The sequence below is a fragment of the Pseudoduganella aquatica genome (assembly GCF_020865585.1).
In the GTDB taxonomy this organism is placed as follows: Bacteria; Pseudomonadota; Gammaproteobacteria; order Burkholderiales; family Burkholderiaceae_D; genus Rugamonas; species Rugamonas aquatica_A.
On sequence record NZ_CP086370.1, the window covers coordinates 364,626 to 380,535 of the forward strand.

Consider the following 15,910-nt stretch of genomic DNA (forward strand, 5'->3'; position numbering starts at 1 on the left):
AAAGTTAAGAATATGGAAAAGTTTAACATGCAGGGCCGCGCCAGCCGGGGCGCACGCTACATTTTCCTGGCCATGATGCTGGCGCTGCTGGCCGCCTGCAGTTCGCTGCGCCTGGCCTATAACAACGGCGACACGCTACTGTTCTGGTGGCTGGACGCCTATGTGGACCTGGAGGCGGCGCAAAAGCCGCCGGTCAAGTCCGATATCGGCGACTTTTTCCATTGGCACCGTAAGACCCAGCTGCAGGATTACGCCCAGGTGCTGCACCATGCCCAGCAGCAGCTGCAGGGCAACCCCACGCTGGCCGACCTGCAGGAGGACTACAAGGACATCCGCGCGCGCACCCAGACCATGCTGCTGAAGGCCGCGCCCGACATCGCCGAGCTGGCACTGGCGCTGAAACCGGCGCAGCTGGAGCAGATGGAGAAGAAATTCGCCAAGAACAATAGCGACTTCCGTAAAAAGAACATGAAAGGCGGGCGCGAGGAGCAGCTCAAGTTCCGCTACAAGAAATCCATGGAGCAGTTCGAGCTGTGGTTCGGTGATTTCAGCAGCGAGCAGGAAGCCGTGATACGCAAAGCGTCCGACGCGCGCCCGCTGGACAATGAACTGTGGCTGGACGAGCGCCTACGGCGCCAGAAGGGCATCCTGGCGCTGGCGCGCCGCATCCAGCAGGAGAAGCCGTCGCAGGCGGCGGCCGAGGCCATGGTACGCGAACTGATCCAGGAGAATTTCGAGCGCACCGAGCAGCCGTCCGACCGCAAGCCCTTCTTCGACGCCTACACCAAGGGCACCATGGAACTGGTGCTGACGGTGGTGCGGATAGCCACCCCGGCGCAGAAGGCGCACGCCAATAAACGCATGCAGGACTGGATAGAGGATTTGAACGCGCTGGCGGCCCAGGCAAAGTAGCGGCAGTCGGCCGCATGGTATAGTGCCGCCATGCAAAAGAAGCCCGCCAAACCCGCCAAAGTGCCCGTCCACGGGCCGAAACACAGCAACCAGGTCCGCATTATCGGCGGCGCCTGGAAACGCACCCCTTTGCCCGTGCTCGAAGCGCTGGGCCTGCGTCCCACGCCGGACCGCGTGCGCGAAACCGCCTTCAACTGGATCAGCCACCTGCGCGACGGCGAATGGGCCAGCGCCCACGTGCTGGACCTGTTCGCCGGCAGCGGCGCGCTCGGCTTCGAGGCGGCCAGCCGCGGCGCGGCCAGCGTCATCATGGCCGACACCAATACCGCCGTGGTGCGCCAGCTGGACGCCATCAAGGCCAAGCTCAACGCCAGCAATGTGCAGCTGCTGCGCAGCGACGCGCTGGCCACCGCCCAGTCGCTGGCCGTGCGCGGCCAGAAATTCGACCTGATCTTCCTCGATCCGCCCTACCAGCAGGATTTTTTGGCGCGCGCTTTGCCGCTGTGCAGCAAATTGCTGAAGGAAAACGGCCTGGTGTACGCCGAATCCGGCCTGCCGCTGACCTTCGAAGAAGGCGAGCCGCCCGAGTGGATGACGGGCTGGCAAGTGGTCCGGGCTGACAAGGCTGGCATGGTGTTCTATCATTTACTGCAGTACACCGGCTAAGCAGGCGGCCCCCCGGCCCTGAGCGGCCGCCTGATTTTCAGGCATAATGCGCGTTCTATGGTGCGACGCAAGGGAGCCGCAATGGTAGTAGCCGTATATCCGGGAACGTTCGATCCGCTGACGCGCGGGCATGAAGATTTGGTGCGCCGCGCATCCGGCCTGTTCGACACGCTGGTCGTGGGCGTGGCCGACAGCCAGAACAAAAACCCCTTCTTCTCGCTGGAAGAACGCCTGGAAATCGCCAACGAGGTGCTGGGCCATTATCCGAACGTGAAGGTGGAGAGCTTCTCCGGCCTGCTGAAAGACTTCGTGCGCCAGCATGATGCGCGCGTGATCGTGCGCGGCCTGCGCGCCGTGTCCGACTTCGAGTACGAGTTCCAGATGGCGGGCATGAACCGCTACCTGCTGCCGGACGTCGAAACGCTGTTCCTGACCCCGTCCGACCAGTACCAGTTCATTTCCGGCACCATCGTGCGCGAAATCGCCATGCTGGGCGGCGACGTGTCCAAGTTTGTCTTCCCCTCCGTCGACCGCTGGCTGCAAAAGAAAATTGCCGCCATCAAGGGCGCGCCGGCGGCGGAATAAGGAATAACCATGGCTTTACTGATTACCGACGAATGCATCAACTGCGACGTGTGCGAGCCCGAGTGCCCGAACGACGCCATCTACATGGGGGCCGAGATCTACGAGATCGACCCCAACAAGTGCACCGAATGCGTGGGCCACTTCGACGAGCCGCAGTGCGTGGCGATCTGCCCGGTGGAGTGCATTCCCCTCAACCCGGCCTGGGTTGAGAGCAAAGAACAGCTGATGGCTAAATACGAGCGCCTAACGGCAGGCCAGGCGCCCAAATAACTAACCCTGACCCCATTTTTCTATAGTGGTATATTTGCCCTACACAAATACCACTATGGAGACTTTGCATGATTTTCCCCCGCCGGACTGTACTGAAAAGCGCTGCCGCAGCTAGCCTGCTGGCGCTGGCCTCCCTGTCTGCGCTGCCGGCCTTCGCCGCCGAAGTGGCGGGCGTGAAGTTCGATGAGACGGCCACCGTCAACGGCGCCACGCTGAAGCTCAATGGCGCCGGCCTGCGCACCAAAGTCATCTTCAAGGTCTACGCGCTGGGCCTGTATCTCACTGAAAAGAAATCCACCGTGCCGGAGATCCTGGCCGCCGATGGGCCGCGCCGCGTGCGCATCGTGGTGCTGCGCGAGCTGACGTCCGAGGAGTTCGGGAAAGCCTTTATGACTGGCCTGAATGACAACACCGACGCGGCCGAGCGCGCCAAGCTGGTGCCGCAAACCAAGCAGTTCGGTGAAATGTTCGCCATGTTCCCCGCCCTGAAGAAGGGCGACGTGCTGACGGTGGATTGGGTACCCGGCTCGGGCTCGCAAGTTATGTTGAACGGCAAGAATGTCGGCGGTGTGCTGCCGGACCTGGCCTTCTACAATGCGATCCTGCGGATCTGGCTTGGCGACAAGCCGGTGGACAGCTCGCTGAAGCCTCAGCTGCTGGGTGAAAAATAAAGTTGTTGCGGCGCGGCAGGCGGTTTTCACCGTCTTGCCGCGCAGTGCTGCTTAAAGCTTAGGCGCGCGCGGCCATGGCGCGCAGCTCGGCCGCATGGCTGGGGGCGCTGTCCATGGAATTGAGCATGCGGTTCAGCATCATGGCGTCCTGCATCAGGCGGCGCTGCAGGCGCTGTTCCTTGTTCAGCTTGGGTTTCACCACCAGCAGCAGCGCGCGCGCAATGCCGCGCAGCAGGGGCTTGAACAGCAGCAGCATGGCCAGCGCCAGCACAGCGCCCAGCAGGATTTGAATCGCGTCCATGATGGAGATTCCGGAGGTCAGAGCTTGTACAGCAGAAATGAAGGTAGACATTGAAGTTCAGGTGCAATTACAATCAAGTGTAACTATAGTGCGCCGCAACATATAAATCCAATTCCGTTTCCCGATAACAACCATGTGAAACGTGAATATCAGTCCTAACCACCGAGCCGAGTATTTATGAGCTTCCTGACGCTGGACTTGAATTTGCTGCGTGTTTTCGACGCGGTGATGACCGAGCAAAACCTCACCCGCGCCGCCGGCCACCTGGCCATGACCCAGCCGGCCGTCTCCAACGCCATCAAACGCCTGCGCGAAAGCCTGGGCGACGAGCTGCTGATACGCACCGCCTACGGCGTCAAACCCACCCCGCGCGCCGAAGCGCTGTGGCCGTCCGTGCGCAGCGCGCTGGCCAGCCTGGAAGCGGCGGTGACGCCGGAAACCTTCGACGTCTCCAAGGCGCACGCCACCTTCCGCCTGGCCATGGCCGACGCCACCGCCGCCTTCTGGCTGCCGTCCTTGATGCGCTCGATCGAGCGCGAAGCGCCGGGCGTGAACGTGCGCATGGTGCCGCTGACCACCCGCGAACCGCGCCCCATGCTGCTGCGCGGCGACGTGGACCTGGCGGTGGGCTTCTTCCCCGGCGTGGCGGCGCAGTTATCGAGCGACACCAGTTCGCCGATACGCCATGAACGTTTGTATTCCGGCCACTATGTATGCGTGATGCGGCGCGACCATCCGCTGGCAAAGGTCGACCTGACGCTGGAAAACTACTGCACCGCCAACCACCTGCTGGTGAGCTTCTCCGGACGCGCGCACGGCCTGGTGGACGAGGCGCTGGCGCAGATCCAGCGCGAACGGCGCATTCTGCTGACCGTGAACCAGTTCTTCACGGCGGGGCGGGTGGTGGCCAATTCGGATCTGATCACCGTGCTGCCCAAGCACCTGATCGCCTCCACCGGCATGACGGACGCGCTGATCCACAAGGAGCTGCCGTTCACGCTGCCGGCGGTGCACCTGGACATGCTCTGGCACGAACGCGACGCGCGCAGCCCGGCGCACAAATGGCTGCGCTCCAACCTCGAAGGCATGAACAGCGTGGCCCAGCGCACTGCACCGGGCACTACGCCGCGCAGCGATACCTACTGAGCTGGCGGCGCAATGGCGGGTTACGCGCTCCGCGCTAACCCGCCCTACGTGGCATCGTGGCATCGTGGCATCGTGGCATCGTGGCATCACGGTATCACGGTATCACGGTATCGTGGCATCGCGGTGTCGCGGTATCGTAGATACTGTTATGCCGGTCAAGCGTTTTGAAGCTCCTGATTGAATGGTTTGCCAGATTTTAAGACGCCGAAAGCAACGTGGACGAGCTTGCGCATCATGGCGCCGATCACCAGCTTGGCCGGCTTGCCTGCTGCTTCCAGGCGGGTGCGGAACTGGCGCCCCCAGTCGGTGCGGTACAGCGCCACCATAGCCGGCATGTACAGATTTTTGCGCAGATGCGCGTGGCCGATCTTGGACATCCGGGGCCGCTGCTTCACGCTTGATCCGGACTCATGTTGGCGCGGATCGAGGCCTGCAAAGGCGGCAGCCTGCCGGCCGTTGTCGAAGCGCCCGGCATGCATGCCATAGGCCAGCAGTAACGCAATGGTATTGTCCCCGACACCGGGAATGGTATCGAGTAAGTCGCGTCTGCCGCGCATGTCGGGATCGTCGTTGATGTGATCACGTACGCGCTTGCGCAGCTGTTTAATCTGCTCGCCGAGCCAGGCAATATGCTGTTCGATATCGGCCCGGACCGATTCGCGCGCCACGTCCAGGCGGTTCGTTTCCTGCGTCTGCATGGCCAGCAGCGCATCCAGGCGCAGCACCATCGCTTTCAATTCCTGTTCGCTCAGCGGCGGCGGCTGCCATGCTTCCGGACCATGCTTGGCGCAGAACTCGGCAATGACCTTGGCGTCGACCTGGTCGGTCTTGGTGCGCACCAGCTGCGCCTGGGAAAACGCCTTGATCTGGGCCGGATTGACGACACTGACGCGGTAGCCCCGACGGGCAAAGAACTCCGCGATCGCCTCCCAATAGACGCCAGTGGCCTCCATGCAGATATGGGGCAACCCGTCCGTATGACTCTGCAGCCACGCTTCCAGTTTGGCAAAGCCAGCCTGGGTGTTTTCTACAACTTTCGCACGGTGTTTGCCCGTTTCCAGGCGCAGTGCGCAATCGACCTTCAATTTGGCGACATCTATACCAAGACACAACATTACTCTTCTCCTGATCAACCTTGCAAATGCGGGCTCACGGCACGCCGGGCCAAAGATACTGTTCGATCTTTAATGGAATAAGAGCAACTGCTGCGAAATCTACATCACGATCTTGGCGACCAAGGGCGGGTACGGCATCCAGTTGCTCTGCCCCGACGTTCCGTTTTCGGGGCAGATGGAATAATACAAGGGCGGGTTAGCGCCAAAGGCGCGTAACCCGCCAATCAATGTGCGGCGGAGCGGTAGCCGATGCGGAAGCCGCCCCAGTGCTGGCCGTTGACGTAAATGGGCGCCGACAGGTCGTGCATCACTTCGCCCGTGTCGCGCTTGTAGGTCTGCAGCAGGAAGGGCTGGGTGTTGGCGCCGCAACGCTTGCCAGTGCGGTCGCTGAAGATGCGCTTGGTGCGGTTGTTGACGATGTCCACGTCGTAATCGCCCGTCAGCGGCTGCGAGAATTTCTTGTTGTGGGTGGGGAAGTAGCCGTTATTGTCCACCGCGCCCGCATAGGCCAGGTGCGGCATGCGCGCCAGCAGGCCTTCCTGCAGGTCCGGCAGCACGCGGTCGGTAAACGCGTCGAACTTGGTATTGTGCTTGGGCGGGTCGGTGTTGGGGATGGCCTTGTACTGGCGGTCGAACAGCGCCGCTTGCGTGATCTTGCCGCCGGCGATGGCCGCTTCGAAGATCTTGCCCACTTCCCGGGCCGCCGTCTGCGCCGCCAGCCGGATCTCGTCGTGCGCGGTTTCAATATCGGACATGCCCAGCGCGGCCGTGATCACTTCGGCGCGCTCGGCCAGCGCCATCGCCGAGCCGGCCGCGCGCGGCAGTTCCTTGTCGGTGGACAGCATGCTGTCGCGGATCTGCGTGATGGCGTCCGCGATCACGCGCGTGGTTTCCACGTGCTCCCGCGCAGCCTGTGCGATTTCGCCAATTTCCTTTTCCGATACGCCGGACGACTGCTGGATGCTGCTCAGCAGCCCGTGCACCGTTTCCACGTTGCCGGCCGCCTCGCTGACCATGCCGGCCAGCGAATCCATGCCGGCCGTGGCCGACACCGCCTGCTCGTTGATGGCGCGCACCATGGCGCTGATCTCGTCGGTGGCTTCCTTGGTGCGCTGCGCCAGCTGGCGCACTTCGCCGGCCACCACGGCAAAGCCGCGTCCCTGTTCGCCGGCGCGCGCCGCTTCGATGGCGGCGTTCAGCGCCAGCAGATTGGTGCGCGCGGAGATTTCAGTAATGGCTTCGGTGAAGCCGTAGATGCGCTTGGCTTTTTCCTGCAGGCTGGCCATGGTGGCGGCGGCCTGCTGCGCGTCGCCGCGGGCGCGGCTGATGCGGGCCAGGCCCTGGTCCACTTCGGCGCGGCCGGTTTCGGTTTCGGCGCGCACCTGGGCCGCCACCCGGGCTGCGCGCTCGGCGTTGGCGGCGATCTGCTCGGTGGCGCGCGCGTTCTGCACGGAGCTGGAGACGATGCCGCTGGCCGTGCGCACGTCGCTTTCAATTTTCTTTTTGACGGAGTCCACAAAATACGAGGTTTCCGCCGCGCCTATCATGATGGCGTCGATTTCCTCGCCCACGGTGTGGGCAAAGCGGCGCGTGCCGTCCTCGCCGCCGCCGCCGGCCGCCTGCGCCAGCTGGGCCGTGAGCGCCGCCACCAGGCCCGCCAGCGTGGCTTGCCACAGCGAACCAGCGCCAGCCATTTGCGCCAGCCAAGCAGCGCCAGCGCCTGCCGCCGTTGCCCCGAGTATCCATAAAACTTGTCGCACCTGCTTGTGCTGCAACTTCATTTGACCTCCGTCTCCGTAGCGGCTTAGGCTTGCCGATCACTATTTGATCGGCAGCTTGCTCGTATTTTTTACTTCTTCCATCACAGCATAGGTATGGGTTTCGCGCACGCCTTTTTGCAGCAGCGTCTTGCCCAGGAATTCGCGGTAGGCCGCCATGTCCTTCACGCGCGCCTTCACCAGGTAGTCGAAGCCGCCGGCCACCATATGGCACTCCAGCACTTCGGGGATTACCTGGACGCTATGTTTGAATGCATCAAACACTTCCGGCGTGGTACGATCTAGCACCACTTCAATAAACACCAGCAGCGATACGTCCAGCAATTGCGGGTTGAGCTGGGCGGTGTAGCCCATGATATAGCCGGACTCGTGCAGCTTGCGCACGCGCTCCAGGCAGGCAGCAGGCGACAGGTTGACACGCGCGGCAAGCTCGACGTTGCTGATGCGACCGTCACTTTGCAGCTCCATCAGTATCTTCTTGCTGATCTTGTCGAGCATGAGTTATTCCCCTCAAATTATATTTGGTTAAATTCTCTCATCAAAAACAATGTATTGCTAGTCTTTAGTAATACCAGAATTAATCCGATACAAATCCCTCTACAATCGAAACATTAGTAGCGCCCAGATTACGCTCGCCCAGCCGTGTGCCGGACGGGCGTTTTTTCCATGCGCGCGCCCTGAATTCCCATTGTAGAAAGCCTTCCCATGCAAGCAGTCAATCCGGCTTCGGCCGCTCCGTTCTCCACCCTGCAAGCCGAAATCCTGCGCGAGCCCAGCCCGCAACGCGCCGCCATCACCGCCGCCTACCGCCGCGACGAAGCCGGCGCCGTGCAGTGGCTGCTGGGCCAGGTCCGCGAAAGCGGCGCCGCCGAAGCGCAGGCGCTGGCGCACCGCCTGGTGTCGTCCGTACGCAAGGAGCGCACCCGCGCCTCCGGCGTGGACGCGCTGATGCATGAGTTTTCGCTGTCGTCCGAGGAAGGCGTGGCGCTGATGTGCCTGGCCGAAGCACTGTTGCGCATCCCCGACAGCGCCACCGCCGACCGCCTGATCGCCGACAAGATCAGCAAGGGCGACTGGCGCAAGCACCTGGGCGAATCGCCGTCCATGTTCGTCAACGCCGCCACCTGGGGCTTGCTGGTGACCGGCAAGCTGGTCGGCTCGAGCAGCGAGCAGGGCCTGGGTTCGGCCATCACCCGCCTGATCGCCAAGGGCGGCGAGCCGCTGATCCGCAAGGGCGTGGACCTGGCCATGCGCATGCTGGGCAACCAGTTCGTGACCGGCCAGACCATCGCCGAAGCGATCAAGAACGGCGAGCCGAACGAGGCGCGCGGCTACCGCTATTCCTACGACATGCTGGGCGAAGCCGCGCTGACCGAGGCCGACGCCGCCCACTATTACAGCGCCTACGAATCGGCCATCCACGCCATCGGCCGCGCCTCGAACGGCCGTGGCATCAAGGACGGCCCCGGCATCTCCGTGAAGCTGTCGGCGCTGCACCCGCGCTACTCGCGCGCCCAGCACGCCCGCGTGATGGACGAGCTGCTGCCGCGCCTGACCGCCTTGGTGCTGCTGGCCAAGCAGTACAACATCGGCCTGAACATCGACGCCGAGGAAGCCGACCGCCTGGAACTGTCGCTGGACCTGATGGAGGCGATGGCCTTCAACCCGGCGCTGGAAGGCTTCGACGGCATCGGCTTCGTGGTGCAGGCTTACCAGAAACGCTGCCCCTTCGTGATCGACTACCTGATCGACCTGGCCAAGCGCAGCGGCCGCAACTTCATGGTGCGCCTGGTGAAGGGTGCCTACTGGGACGCCGAGATCAAGCGCGCCCAGGTGGACGGCATGCCCGGCTATCCGGTCTACACGCGCAAGGTCTACACCGACGTGTCCTACCTGGTGTGCGCGCAGAAGCTGCTGGGCGCCACCGACCGCATCTTCGCGCAGTTCGCCACCCACAACGCGCAAACCCTGGCCACCATCCACACCTGGGCCAAGGAAGCGGGCGTGACCAACTACGAATTCCAGTGCCTGCACGGCATGGGCGAGTCGCTGTACGATCAGGTGGTGGGCAAGGACAACCTGGACAAGGCCTGCCGCATCTACGCCCCGGTGGGTTCGCATGAAACGCTGCTGGCCTACCTGGTGCGCCGCCTGCTGGAAAACGGCGCCAACTCGTCCTTCGTGAACCAGATTGTGGACGAAGCCATTCCGGTGGAATCGCTGATCAAGAACCCGATCGACGCCGCGCGCGAGCAGGGCGGCGCCCCGCATCCATCCATCCGCCTGCCACTGGACCTGTTCGGCGCCGAGCGCCGCAATTCCGCCGGCCTCGACCTGTCCAATGAAGACGTGCTGCGCCAGGTGGCCGCCACGCTGGCCGAGCCGCGCAGCTGGAGCGCCGGTCCGCTGCTGGCGGGCGCGCTGACCATAGGCCAGCCCTCGCTGCCGGTAGTGAACCCGGCCCAGCGCAGCGACACGGTCGGCACCGTGACCGAAGCCACCGCCGCCGACGTCGACAGCGCGCTGGCCAGCGCCAGCGAATTCGCCATGGACTGGCAGACCACCGAACCCTCGCTGCGCGCCGCCGCCCTGATGCGCGCGGCCGACCTGTTCGAACAGAACATGCTGGAACTGATGGCGCTGGCCATCCGCGAAGCAGGCAAATCGCTGCCGAACGCCATCGCCGAGATCCGCGAAGCGGTCGACTTCCTGCGCTACTACGCGCAGCAGGTGGGCTCGTCGGCCAACACGCTGGCGCTCGGTCCCGTGACTTGCATCAGCCCGTGGAACTTCCCGCTGGCCATCTTCACCGGCCAGGCCGCCGCCGCGCTGGCGGCAGGCAATGTGGTGCTGGCCAAGCCGGCCGAACAGACCCCGCTGATCGCCCACCGCGCAGTACAGCTGATGCATGAAGCGGGCGTGCCGCGCGCCGCGCTGCAATTCCTGCCCGGCCGCGGCGAAGTGGTCGGCACCGGCCTGTGCAACGACGCGCGCGTCAAAGGCGTGATCTTCACCGGCTCCACCGAAGTGGCGCAGCTGATCAACCGCACCCTGGCCAAGCGCGCGGTGGCCGAAGGCGCCGACATCCCGCTGATCGCCGAAACCGGCGGCCAGAACGCCATGATCGTCGACTCCTCCGCGCTGCCCGAGCAGGTGGTGCAGGACGCGATTTCCTCCGCCTTCGACAGCGCCGGCCAGCGCTGCTCGGCGCTGCGCGTGCTGTTCCTGCAAGAAGACATTGCCGACAAGACCATCAAAATGCTGAAAGGCGCGATGGGCGAGCTGAACATCGGCAGCCCGGACCGCCTGATCACCGACATCGGCCCCGTCATCGACAGCGAAGCGCAGCAAAACCTGCTGAGCCACATTGAAGCGATGAAGAAGTCCGCCGTGAACCACTTCTCGCTCAACGTGCCCGTGGGCGCGGCCGGCACCTTCGTGCCGCCCACCGTGCTGGAAATCCGCTCGCTGGACGAGCTGAGCAAGGAAGTCTTCGGCCCCGTCATGCACGTGATCCGCTACAAGCGCGCCGACCTGGGCAAGATCGTCGAGCAGATCAACACCAGCGGCTACGGCCTGACCCTGGGCGTGCACTCGCGCATCGACGAAACCATCGACTTCATCACGGCGCGTGCGCATGTGGGCAACATCTACATCAACCGCAACATCGTGGGCGCTGTGGTGGGCGTGCAGCCCTTCGGCGGCGAAGGCAAGTCCGGCACCGGCCCGAAAGCCGGCGGCCCGCTCTACCTGAAGCGCCTGCAGCGCGGCGCCGTCACGCCGGCCCAGCACGCCCGCCTGTCCACCCCGGCACTGGACGCGCTGCAAGTCTGGGCCAAAGGCAAAGGTAAGCAAACCGTGGTCGCCCTGGCGGACCAGTACGCCCACAGCACCGCCCTGGGCAGCACCATCGAGCTGCCTGGTCCTACCGGCGAGCGCAACACCCTGCGCTTTGCCCCGCGCGGCACGGTGGTATGCCTGGCCGACGCGGAAGACGTGCTGCTGAACCAGCTCGCCGCCACCTTGGCCACGGGCAACCGCGCCATCGCCGTCTGCAAAACCCTGCCTGCGGACCTGCCTGCGGCCGTGCTGGACCAGATCCAGCAAGTAAGCAGCCTCGGCAGCATCGATTGCAGCTTCCAGGTGGCCTTGGTTGAGTCTGCCCTGGTCCCGGGTGTGCGCGAGCAGCTGGCGGCCCGTGACGGGGCTCTGGTGGCCCTTATCGACACCCTGGCGGACGAAGCCCTCCCGCTGTGGCGCCTGGTAGCCGAGCGCGCCCTGTGCGTCAACACCACCGCCGCCGGCGGCAACGCCAGCCTGATGACCCTCAGCGTCTAAGTACCCCCGTCCCATCCCCAAGCCAGGCACCCCGCCTGGCTTTTTTTATTTCCGCCCCTCAAAAAGGGGTCAGGGTTAATTAATCGGGCAACATTCTTGAGTTTTTACCTCCATTGGCTGGGCGTGGCGCTGGAACTACAACAAGCCTGTGGGCAATTCCGAATTTATCCACAAGGTCGAGGAATTGACCAATTTGCAGTGCCAGATCAACCCACCGGGTCGACCTCGCTTGAAAAATAATTAACCCTGACCCCTTTATTGGGGTTGGCAGAAGTGTTTCAGGATGTTGTAGGCGTAGCGGGAGGCTACGGTGTGGACAAAGTGCATGAAATCCACAGCCGCGTCTTCGTTGGCGTTGTCGGAGATGGTGCGGATGATGCCGAAGGGGATACCGAGCTCGAAACACACTTGCGCAACCGCTGCACCTTCCATTTCCACTGCCAATAATTCAGGCAAGGCGTCTTTCAAGGCGTTCAGCTGGGCTCGTTTGTTGATGAATTGGTCGCCGCTGGCTATCAGGCCGCGGTGGAATTGGGGGCTGCCGGGTTCGTTTTGCAGGAAATCGCGCGCTGCAGTGGATAGCCGGCGCGTCAGTTCTCGGTCGCTGGCGATACGCGATTGGCCTGTCAGCGGGATTTCGAACCTGGGAAAGAGCGGGCTGGCGTCCATGTCGTGCTGAACCAGGCTGTCTGCAACAACCACATCTCCCACTCTGACGCCCAGGTCTCCACTGCCAGCCACGCCTGTAAAGACGATGTGGGTAACTCCGAACTTTTCCACAAGGATGCTGGCCGTCATTGCAGCGGCTACTTTCCCGATTCTGGACAGCACACAGACGCTGTCTACACCCCAAAGCCTGCCCGCAGTGTAGTCGCGCATGCCGTGGGTGACCTTGGCGGCGTTTTCCATGGCTTCTATCAGCCCGTTTTGTTCTTCTGCGAGAGCACTGATGATGCCAAGACGCATTTTTCCTCCGTTTTTTCCGCTTCGCGTTCTTTTATAGGTTTACAACAAAAATATATATAAAAAATAGTAGTAGATAGTAAACCGCCGTTTTTTTGTGGATAAGTCTGTTAACAAGTGAAAAATCAAGCGTTTACAGCGTTTACAAGCACATGAACAAGCATTGTATCTACGCAGGAGGACTTCTGGACAAGATTTTCGAGGTGCATAAGTAGCTGGTTTTCCCACAAGTCATCCTGTGGATATCCATCACCTTATCCACAATCGCTGTTTTTGCTTGTTTTTTGGTCTGCAGTGCAAAGCATGCGAAATCCGCGTCTTCCTTAGTTTGTTAACTAAAGCTTTTATATAAAATGATAGTAATAGTAAACGCGCACTTTGCTGTGGATAACTGCCTTAAGAGCATAAAAATCATGGATTTACGGAAAAGATAAGCGGCAGGACAAGCGTTGTATCAGTTCGGGGGCAAAACTTGGATAAATTTTGCTCTGTGGACTTTCCACTTCCTTACTCACATCTCGCCCTGTGGATATCCATAGACTTATCAACAGGCTGGGAGCTTCCGAAGTAGTGATAGCAGTTGCGCCCATGCTGTTTGGCGAAATACATGGCCTGATCTGCGTTTTTGAGCAGGATTTCGGGGTCTGTCGCGTCGTCCGGGAACAGGGCTATGCCTATGCTGGCGGAAATATGGGCGGTTTCCTGCCCCAGCTGGAAGGGAGCGGCCAGGCTGGACAGGATTTCCTGGGCTATACGCTGGACATCGCCATTGTCTTTGAGCTCGCCAGCGATAACGGTGAACTCGTCACCGCCCAGCCGGGACACGACGTCGGTGCCGCGCATGCAGTGAATGAGCCTGTTTGCCGCCTCTTTCAGCAACTGGTCGCCCATGGAGTGGCCTAAAGTGTCGTTGACGGCTTTGAAGCCGTCCAGATCGATGAATACCAGGGCCATGGGCAGGCCGGAGCGTCCAGCTTTCTTAATTTCCTGCCGCATCCTCTCCTGGAACATGCGGCGGTTGGGCAATCCGGTCAGGGCGTCGAAGTTGGCCTGGCGCCAGATCAGTTCTTCGGTGGCCTTTTTCTTGGTGATATCGCAGAACAGGGCCACGCGCCGGTATGCCTGGCCATTTTCATCGAATACCGCGTTGAAGCGCAGCGATACCAGGTAGTGCTCGCCCTGTTTGTTCTGATGCCAGACTTCGCCTTCCCACTCGCCGGTGTTGCGCAGCGCGTTCTGCATGCGGCGGAAAAAGTCCTGGTCTTGCCGGCCAGAGGTCAGTTCGTAGGCCCAATGGCCTTTCACTTCGTCTTCGGTATAGCCGCTCAGGCGGGAAAAAGCCGGGTTGACGGACAGGATCTTGCCGTCGGCATCCGTCACCATCATGCCTTCGCTGCTGTTTTCATACATCAAGGTTGCCAGTTTCATGGTGGCTTCGCTGGCGCGGCGGGCCGTGATGTCTTCCGCCATGACGAACAGGCCGCGCACCTGGCCGACGGGGCTGAAATCCGGCACATAGCTGATGCCGTCCCAACGCACGCCCTTGCTGGTCTCGAGCGGACGCTCGAAATAGACCATCTGGCCGGTCAGCGCCTTGTGCAAGTGCGGCCGGGAGATGGCGTAGGCGGCCGGGCCGACCACTTCTTCGACGCTTTTCCCCAGCGCCGCCTGCTCGCTGATTTCAAACACCTGGTCGAATAGCCGGTTGGTGAAGGTGTAGCGTTCCTTGCAGTCGACGTAGGTGATCATGATGGGCAGATTGTCGGCAATCAGCCGCAATCTTTCTTCGCTGGCGGAGAGCTTGGCCTCCATTTCGCGGCTGGAGCTGTAGAGCTGACGGTAGCGCAGTTCGCGTTCCTCCAGTTTTGCATAGGATTTCAGCGCAAACATGCCGCTCAGCAGTATCAACAGCAATAGCAGGGCCAGTCCGATACTGCTGATGATGAAGGTGGGACTGGCGAACCACACCGCGTCCTTGTCGGTGCCTCCCACCGTAATGATGAGCGGCAGAGGATCCAGCGCGCGGTAGCTGAACACGCGGGATATCTGGTCCACCTTGCTGGCGGCGCGGAAAGTACCGGTCGGAGTTTTTTTCAAATAGGCGAACAGAATGCTATCGGAGAGGTCCAGATTGAAGGCTGCCTCGACATGCGGCGCGCGAGCGATCAAGCGGCCGTTGCGATGGATCAAGCTGATTGACACATCGTCGGTAATGCGGGAATTTTCAAAGACGGCGGCAAAACGGGTGATATCCAGTGGCGCGACAATGATACCCAGGAAGCGGCCTTGCTTGTCTTCTACTCTACGGCTGATAAATAGCAGTTTTTGGTTTGACACTTTCCCTAGCGAGGGGCCGCTGATGTAGAGCTGATAGGGAGAAGTGCCGGCGCCATTTTTGTGGAACAGGAAATAGTCGCGGTCAGTGTAGTCCACGCCGGTAATCGGCAACTGGTTGGACGTGGCGACGCCTTTTCCGTTGGCGTCGATAAAACTGATCCAGAAATCGTGGGTGAAGGAGGAACTGCGCGAGGAAAGCAGGGTGGAGATGGTGTCGGCCGAGCTTTCAGGAGGCAGGACTTTGATGGCGTTGGAAAAGCCGATCAGCGACAAGTCGGCAAACTGGATGGCGTAGAGCACATGGGCTTCCATGGCGCGCGCGAAGTGCTGGGTCTGGCGGCGTAGACCTGCTTCTCGGTCGATATAGGAAGTATGCAATTGCCAGGCGACTACCACGATAGCAATCGCCGCCATGGTCAGCAAGCCGGATAGCAGACGCCTGCGGAAGCGCAGGTAGGCTAGTGAGCGGACAATTTCCGTTGTTTTGCGCTGATAGGCCACGGCAACTCCGGCTCTAGGCTGGTTGAATGCTGCAAGTTCAGTATAAGGGTAAAGCGTTGCAGTTGCAGCGTTGCAGTTGTGGTTTCTTTCCGTTAGCGCCGGGTAAGAAGCCTTTGGTTTACTTTAAAGGTAGGTATACAAAATAGTAGTAGTTGTTAACGTCGCCACTTTTCTGTGGATAACCGGGTTAACTGGATTAGAATCAGTCGTTTGCACGCTGTACAACACGGCGGGTATACGGTGTACGGCGGAAGGACTGTATCTGGACAATTTTTCGCGCCCAGGTTTACCGTTTGCTTACTCACAAACCATGCCTGTGGATATCCA

At 61.4% G+C, this 15,910-nt stretch carries 13 protein-coding genes; 7 read left to right on the forward strand and 6 right to left on the reverse strand.

The window, feature by feature from the left end:
- The first annotated feature begins 12 nt into the window (after positions 1–12).
- The 5 genes from KT882_RS01565 (at position 13) to KT882_RS01585 (ending at position 3,104) form a co-directional block, all read left to right on the forward strand.
- Positions 13–912, forward strand: a complete 900-nt coding sequence (locus tag KT882_RS01565; RefSeq protein ID WP_228894189.1) for a DUF6279 family lipoprotein — start codon at positions 13–15, stop codon at positions 910–912.
- Between the two features lie 30 nt (positions 913–942).
- Complete coding sequence (gene rsmD, locus KT882_RS01570) at positions 943–1,578, forward strand: 16S rRNA (guanine(966)-N(2))-methyltransferase RsmD (protein WP_228894190.1); 636 nt, start codon at positions 943–945, stop codon at positions 1,576–1,578.
- An 81-nt stretch (positions 1,579–1,659) separates the two neighbouring features.
- Positions 1,660–2,163 carry a pantetheine-phosphate adenylyltransferase gene (gene coaD, locus KT882_RS01575; protein ID WP_161070270.1) on the forward strand — a complete coding sequence of 168 codons (504 nt, stop codon included), beginning with the start codon at positions 1,660–1,662 and terminating at the stop codon, positions 2,161–2,163.
- Between the two features lie 9 nt (positions 2,164–2,172).
- Positions 2,173–2,433, forward strand: a complete 261-nt coding sequence (locus KT882_RS01580; protein ID WP_161070269.1) for a YfhL family 4Fe-4S dicluster ferredoxin — start codon at positions 2,173–2,175, stop codon at positions 2,431–2,433.
- Between the two features lie 68 nt (positions 2,434–2,501).
- A complete protein-coding gene (locus KT882_RS01585; RefSeq protein ID WP_161070268.1) occupies positions 2,502–3,104 on the forward strand; it encodes a chalcone isomerase family protein in 603 nt (200 codons plus the stop codon).
- Positions 3,105–3,162: 58 nt separating this feature from the next.
- On the opposite strand, the gene KT882_RS01590 is transcribed toward KT882_RS01585, so the two are convergent.
- The gene (locus tag KT882_RS01590; RefSeq protein WP_228894191.1) at positions 3,163–3,405 is read right to left on the reverse strand and encodes a hypothetical protein; all 243 of its coding nucleotides are present in this window, start codon (positions 3,403–3,405) and stop codon (positions 3,163–3,165) included.
- A gap of 177 nt (positions 3,406–3,582) precedes the next feature.
- On the opposite strand from KT882_RS01590, the gene KT882_RS01595 reads away from it, so the two are divergent.
- The gene (locus KT882_RS01595) at positions 3,583–4,551 is read left to right on the forward strand and encodes a LysR family transcriptional regulator (RefSeq protein ID WP_161070266.1); all 969 of its coding nucleotides are present in this window, start codon (positions 3,583–3,585) and stop codon (positions 4,549–4,551) included.
- Positions 4,552–4,706: 155 nt separating this feature from the next.
- On the opposite strand, the gene KT882_RS01600 is transcribed toward KT882_RS01595, so the two are convergent.
- The 3 genes from KT882_RS01600 to KT882_RS01610 all read right to left on the reverse strand — a co-directional run bounded on the left by KT882_RS01600 (position 4,707) and on the right by KT882_RS01610 (position 7,942).
- Entirely contained in the window at positions 4,707–5,666 is a 960-nt protein-coding gene (locus tag KT882_RS01600) for an IS110 family RNA-guided transposase (RefSeq protein WP_228893647.1), read from the reverse strand.
- 224 nt (positions 5,667–5,890) lie between these two features.
- On the reverse strand, positions 5,891–7,447 hold the full coding sequence (locus tag KT882_RS01605) for a methyl-accepting chemotaxis protein (protein WP_161070265.1): 1,557 nt from the start codon (positions 7,445–7,447) through the stop codon (positions 5,891–5,893).
- A gap of 39 nt (positions 7,448–7,486) precedes the next feature.
- Entirely contained in the window at positions 7,487–7,942 is a 456-nt protein-coding gene (locus KT882_RS01610) for an Lrp/AsnC ligand binding domain-containing protein (RefSeq protein ID WP_028833852.1), read from the reverse strand.
- A 207-nt stretch (positions 7,943–8,149) separates the two neighbouring features.
- Between KT882_RS01610 and putA the strand changes: the two genes are divergently transcribed.
- Positions 8,150–11,782, forward strand: coding sequence for a trifunctional transcriptional regulator/proline dehydrogenase/L-glutamate gamma-semialdehyde dehydrogenase (putA, locus tag KT882_RS01615; protein ID WP_161070264.1), 3,633 nt, complete (start codon positions 8,150–8,152; stop codon positions 11,780–11,782).
- 255 nt (positions 11,783–12,037) lie between these two features.
- Here the strand turns inward: putA and KT882_RS01620 are convergent, their stop codons facing one another.
- Both KT882_RS01620 and KT882_RS01625 read right to left on the reverse strand, forming a co-directional pair.
- Positions 12,038–12,748 (reverse strand): 5'-methylthioadenosine/adenosylhomocysteine nucleosidase, encoded by a 711-nt coding sequence (locus KT882_RS01620; protein WP_161070263.1) that lies wholly within the window; start codon positions 12,746–12,748, stop codon positions 12,038–12,040.
- A gap of 504 nt (positions 12,749–13,252) precedes the next feature.
- Positions 13,253–15,583, reverse strand: a complete 2,331-nt coding sequence (locus KT882_RS01625; protein ID WP_228894193.1) for a diguanylate cyclase domain-containing protein — start codon at positions 15,581–15,583, stop codon at positions 13,253–13,255.
- Positions 15,584–15,910 lie beyond the last annotated feature (327 nt).

Excerpts from the sequence above, each read along its gene's own strand:
- KT882_RS01565 (WP_228894189.1), top strand. The coding sequence starts at position 13 with ATGGAAAAGTTTAACATGCAGGGCCGCGCCAGCCGGGGCGCACGCTAC.
- rsmD (WP_228894190.1), top strand. The coding sequence starts at position 943 with ATGCAAAAGAAGCCCGCCAAACCCGCCAAAGTGCCCGTCCACGGGCCG.
- coaD (WP_161070270.1), top strand. The coding sequence starts at position 1,660 with ATGGTAGTAGCCGTATATCCGGGAACGTTCGATCCGCTGACGCGCGGG.
- KT882_RS01580 (WP_161070269.1), top strand. The coding sequence starts at position 2,173 with ATGGCTTTACTGATTACCGACGAATGCATCAACTGCGACGTGTGCGAG.
- KT882_RS01585 (WP_161070268.1), top strand. The coding sequence starts at position 2,502 with ATGATTTTCCCCCGCCGGACTGTACTGAAAAGCGCTGCCGCAGCTAGC.
- KT882_RS01590 (WP_228894191.1), bottom strand. The coding sequence starts at position 3,405 with ATGGACGCGATTCAAATCCTGCTGGGCGCTGTGCTGGCGCTGGCCATG.
- KT882_RS01595 (WP_161070266.1), top strand. The coding sequence starts at position 3,583 with ATGAGCTTCCTGACGCTGGACTTGAATTTGCTGCGTGTTTTCGACGCG.
- KT882_RS01600 (WP_228893647.1), bottom strand. The coding sequence starts at position 5,666 with ATGTTGTGTCTTGGTATAGATGTCGCCAAATTGAAGGTCGATTGCGCA.
- KT882_RS01605 (WP_161070265.1), bottom strand. The coding sequence starts at position 7,447 with ATGAAGTTGCAGCACAAGCAGGTGCGACAAGTTTTATGGATACTCGGG.
- KT882_RS01610 (WP_028833852.1), bottom strand. The coding sequence starts at position 7,942 with ATGCTCGACAAGATCAGCAAGAAGATACTGATGGAGCTGCAAAGTGAC.
- putA (WP_161070264.1), top strand. The coding sequence starts at position 8,150 with ATGCAAGCAGTCAATCCGGCTTCGGCCGCTCCGTTCTCCACCCTGCAA.
- KT882_RS01620 (WP_161070263.1), bottom strand. The coding sequence starts at position 12,748 with ATGCGTCTTGGCATCATCAGTGCTCTCGCAGAAGAACAAAACGGGCTG.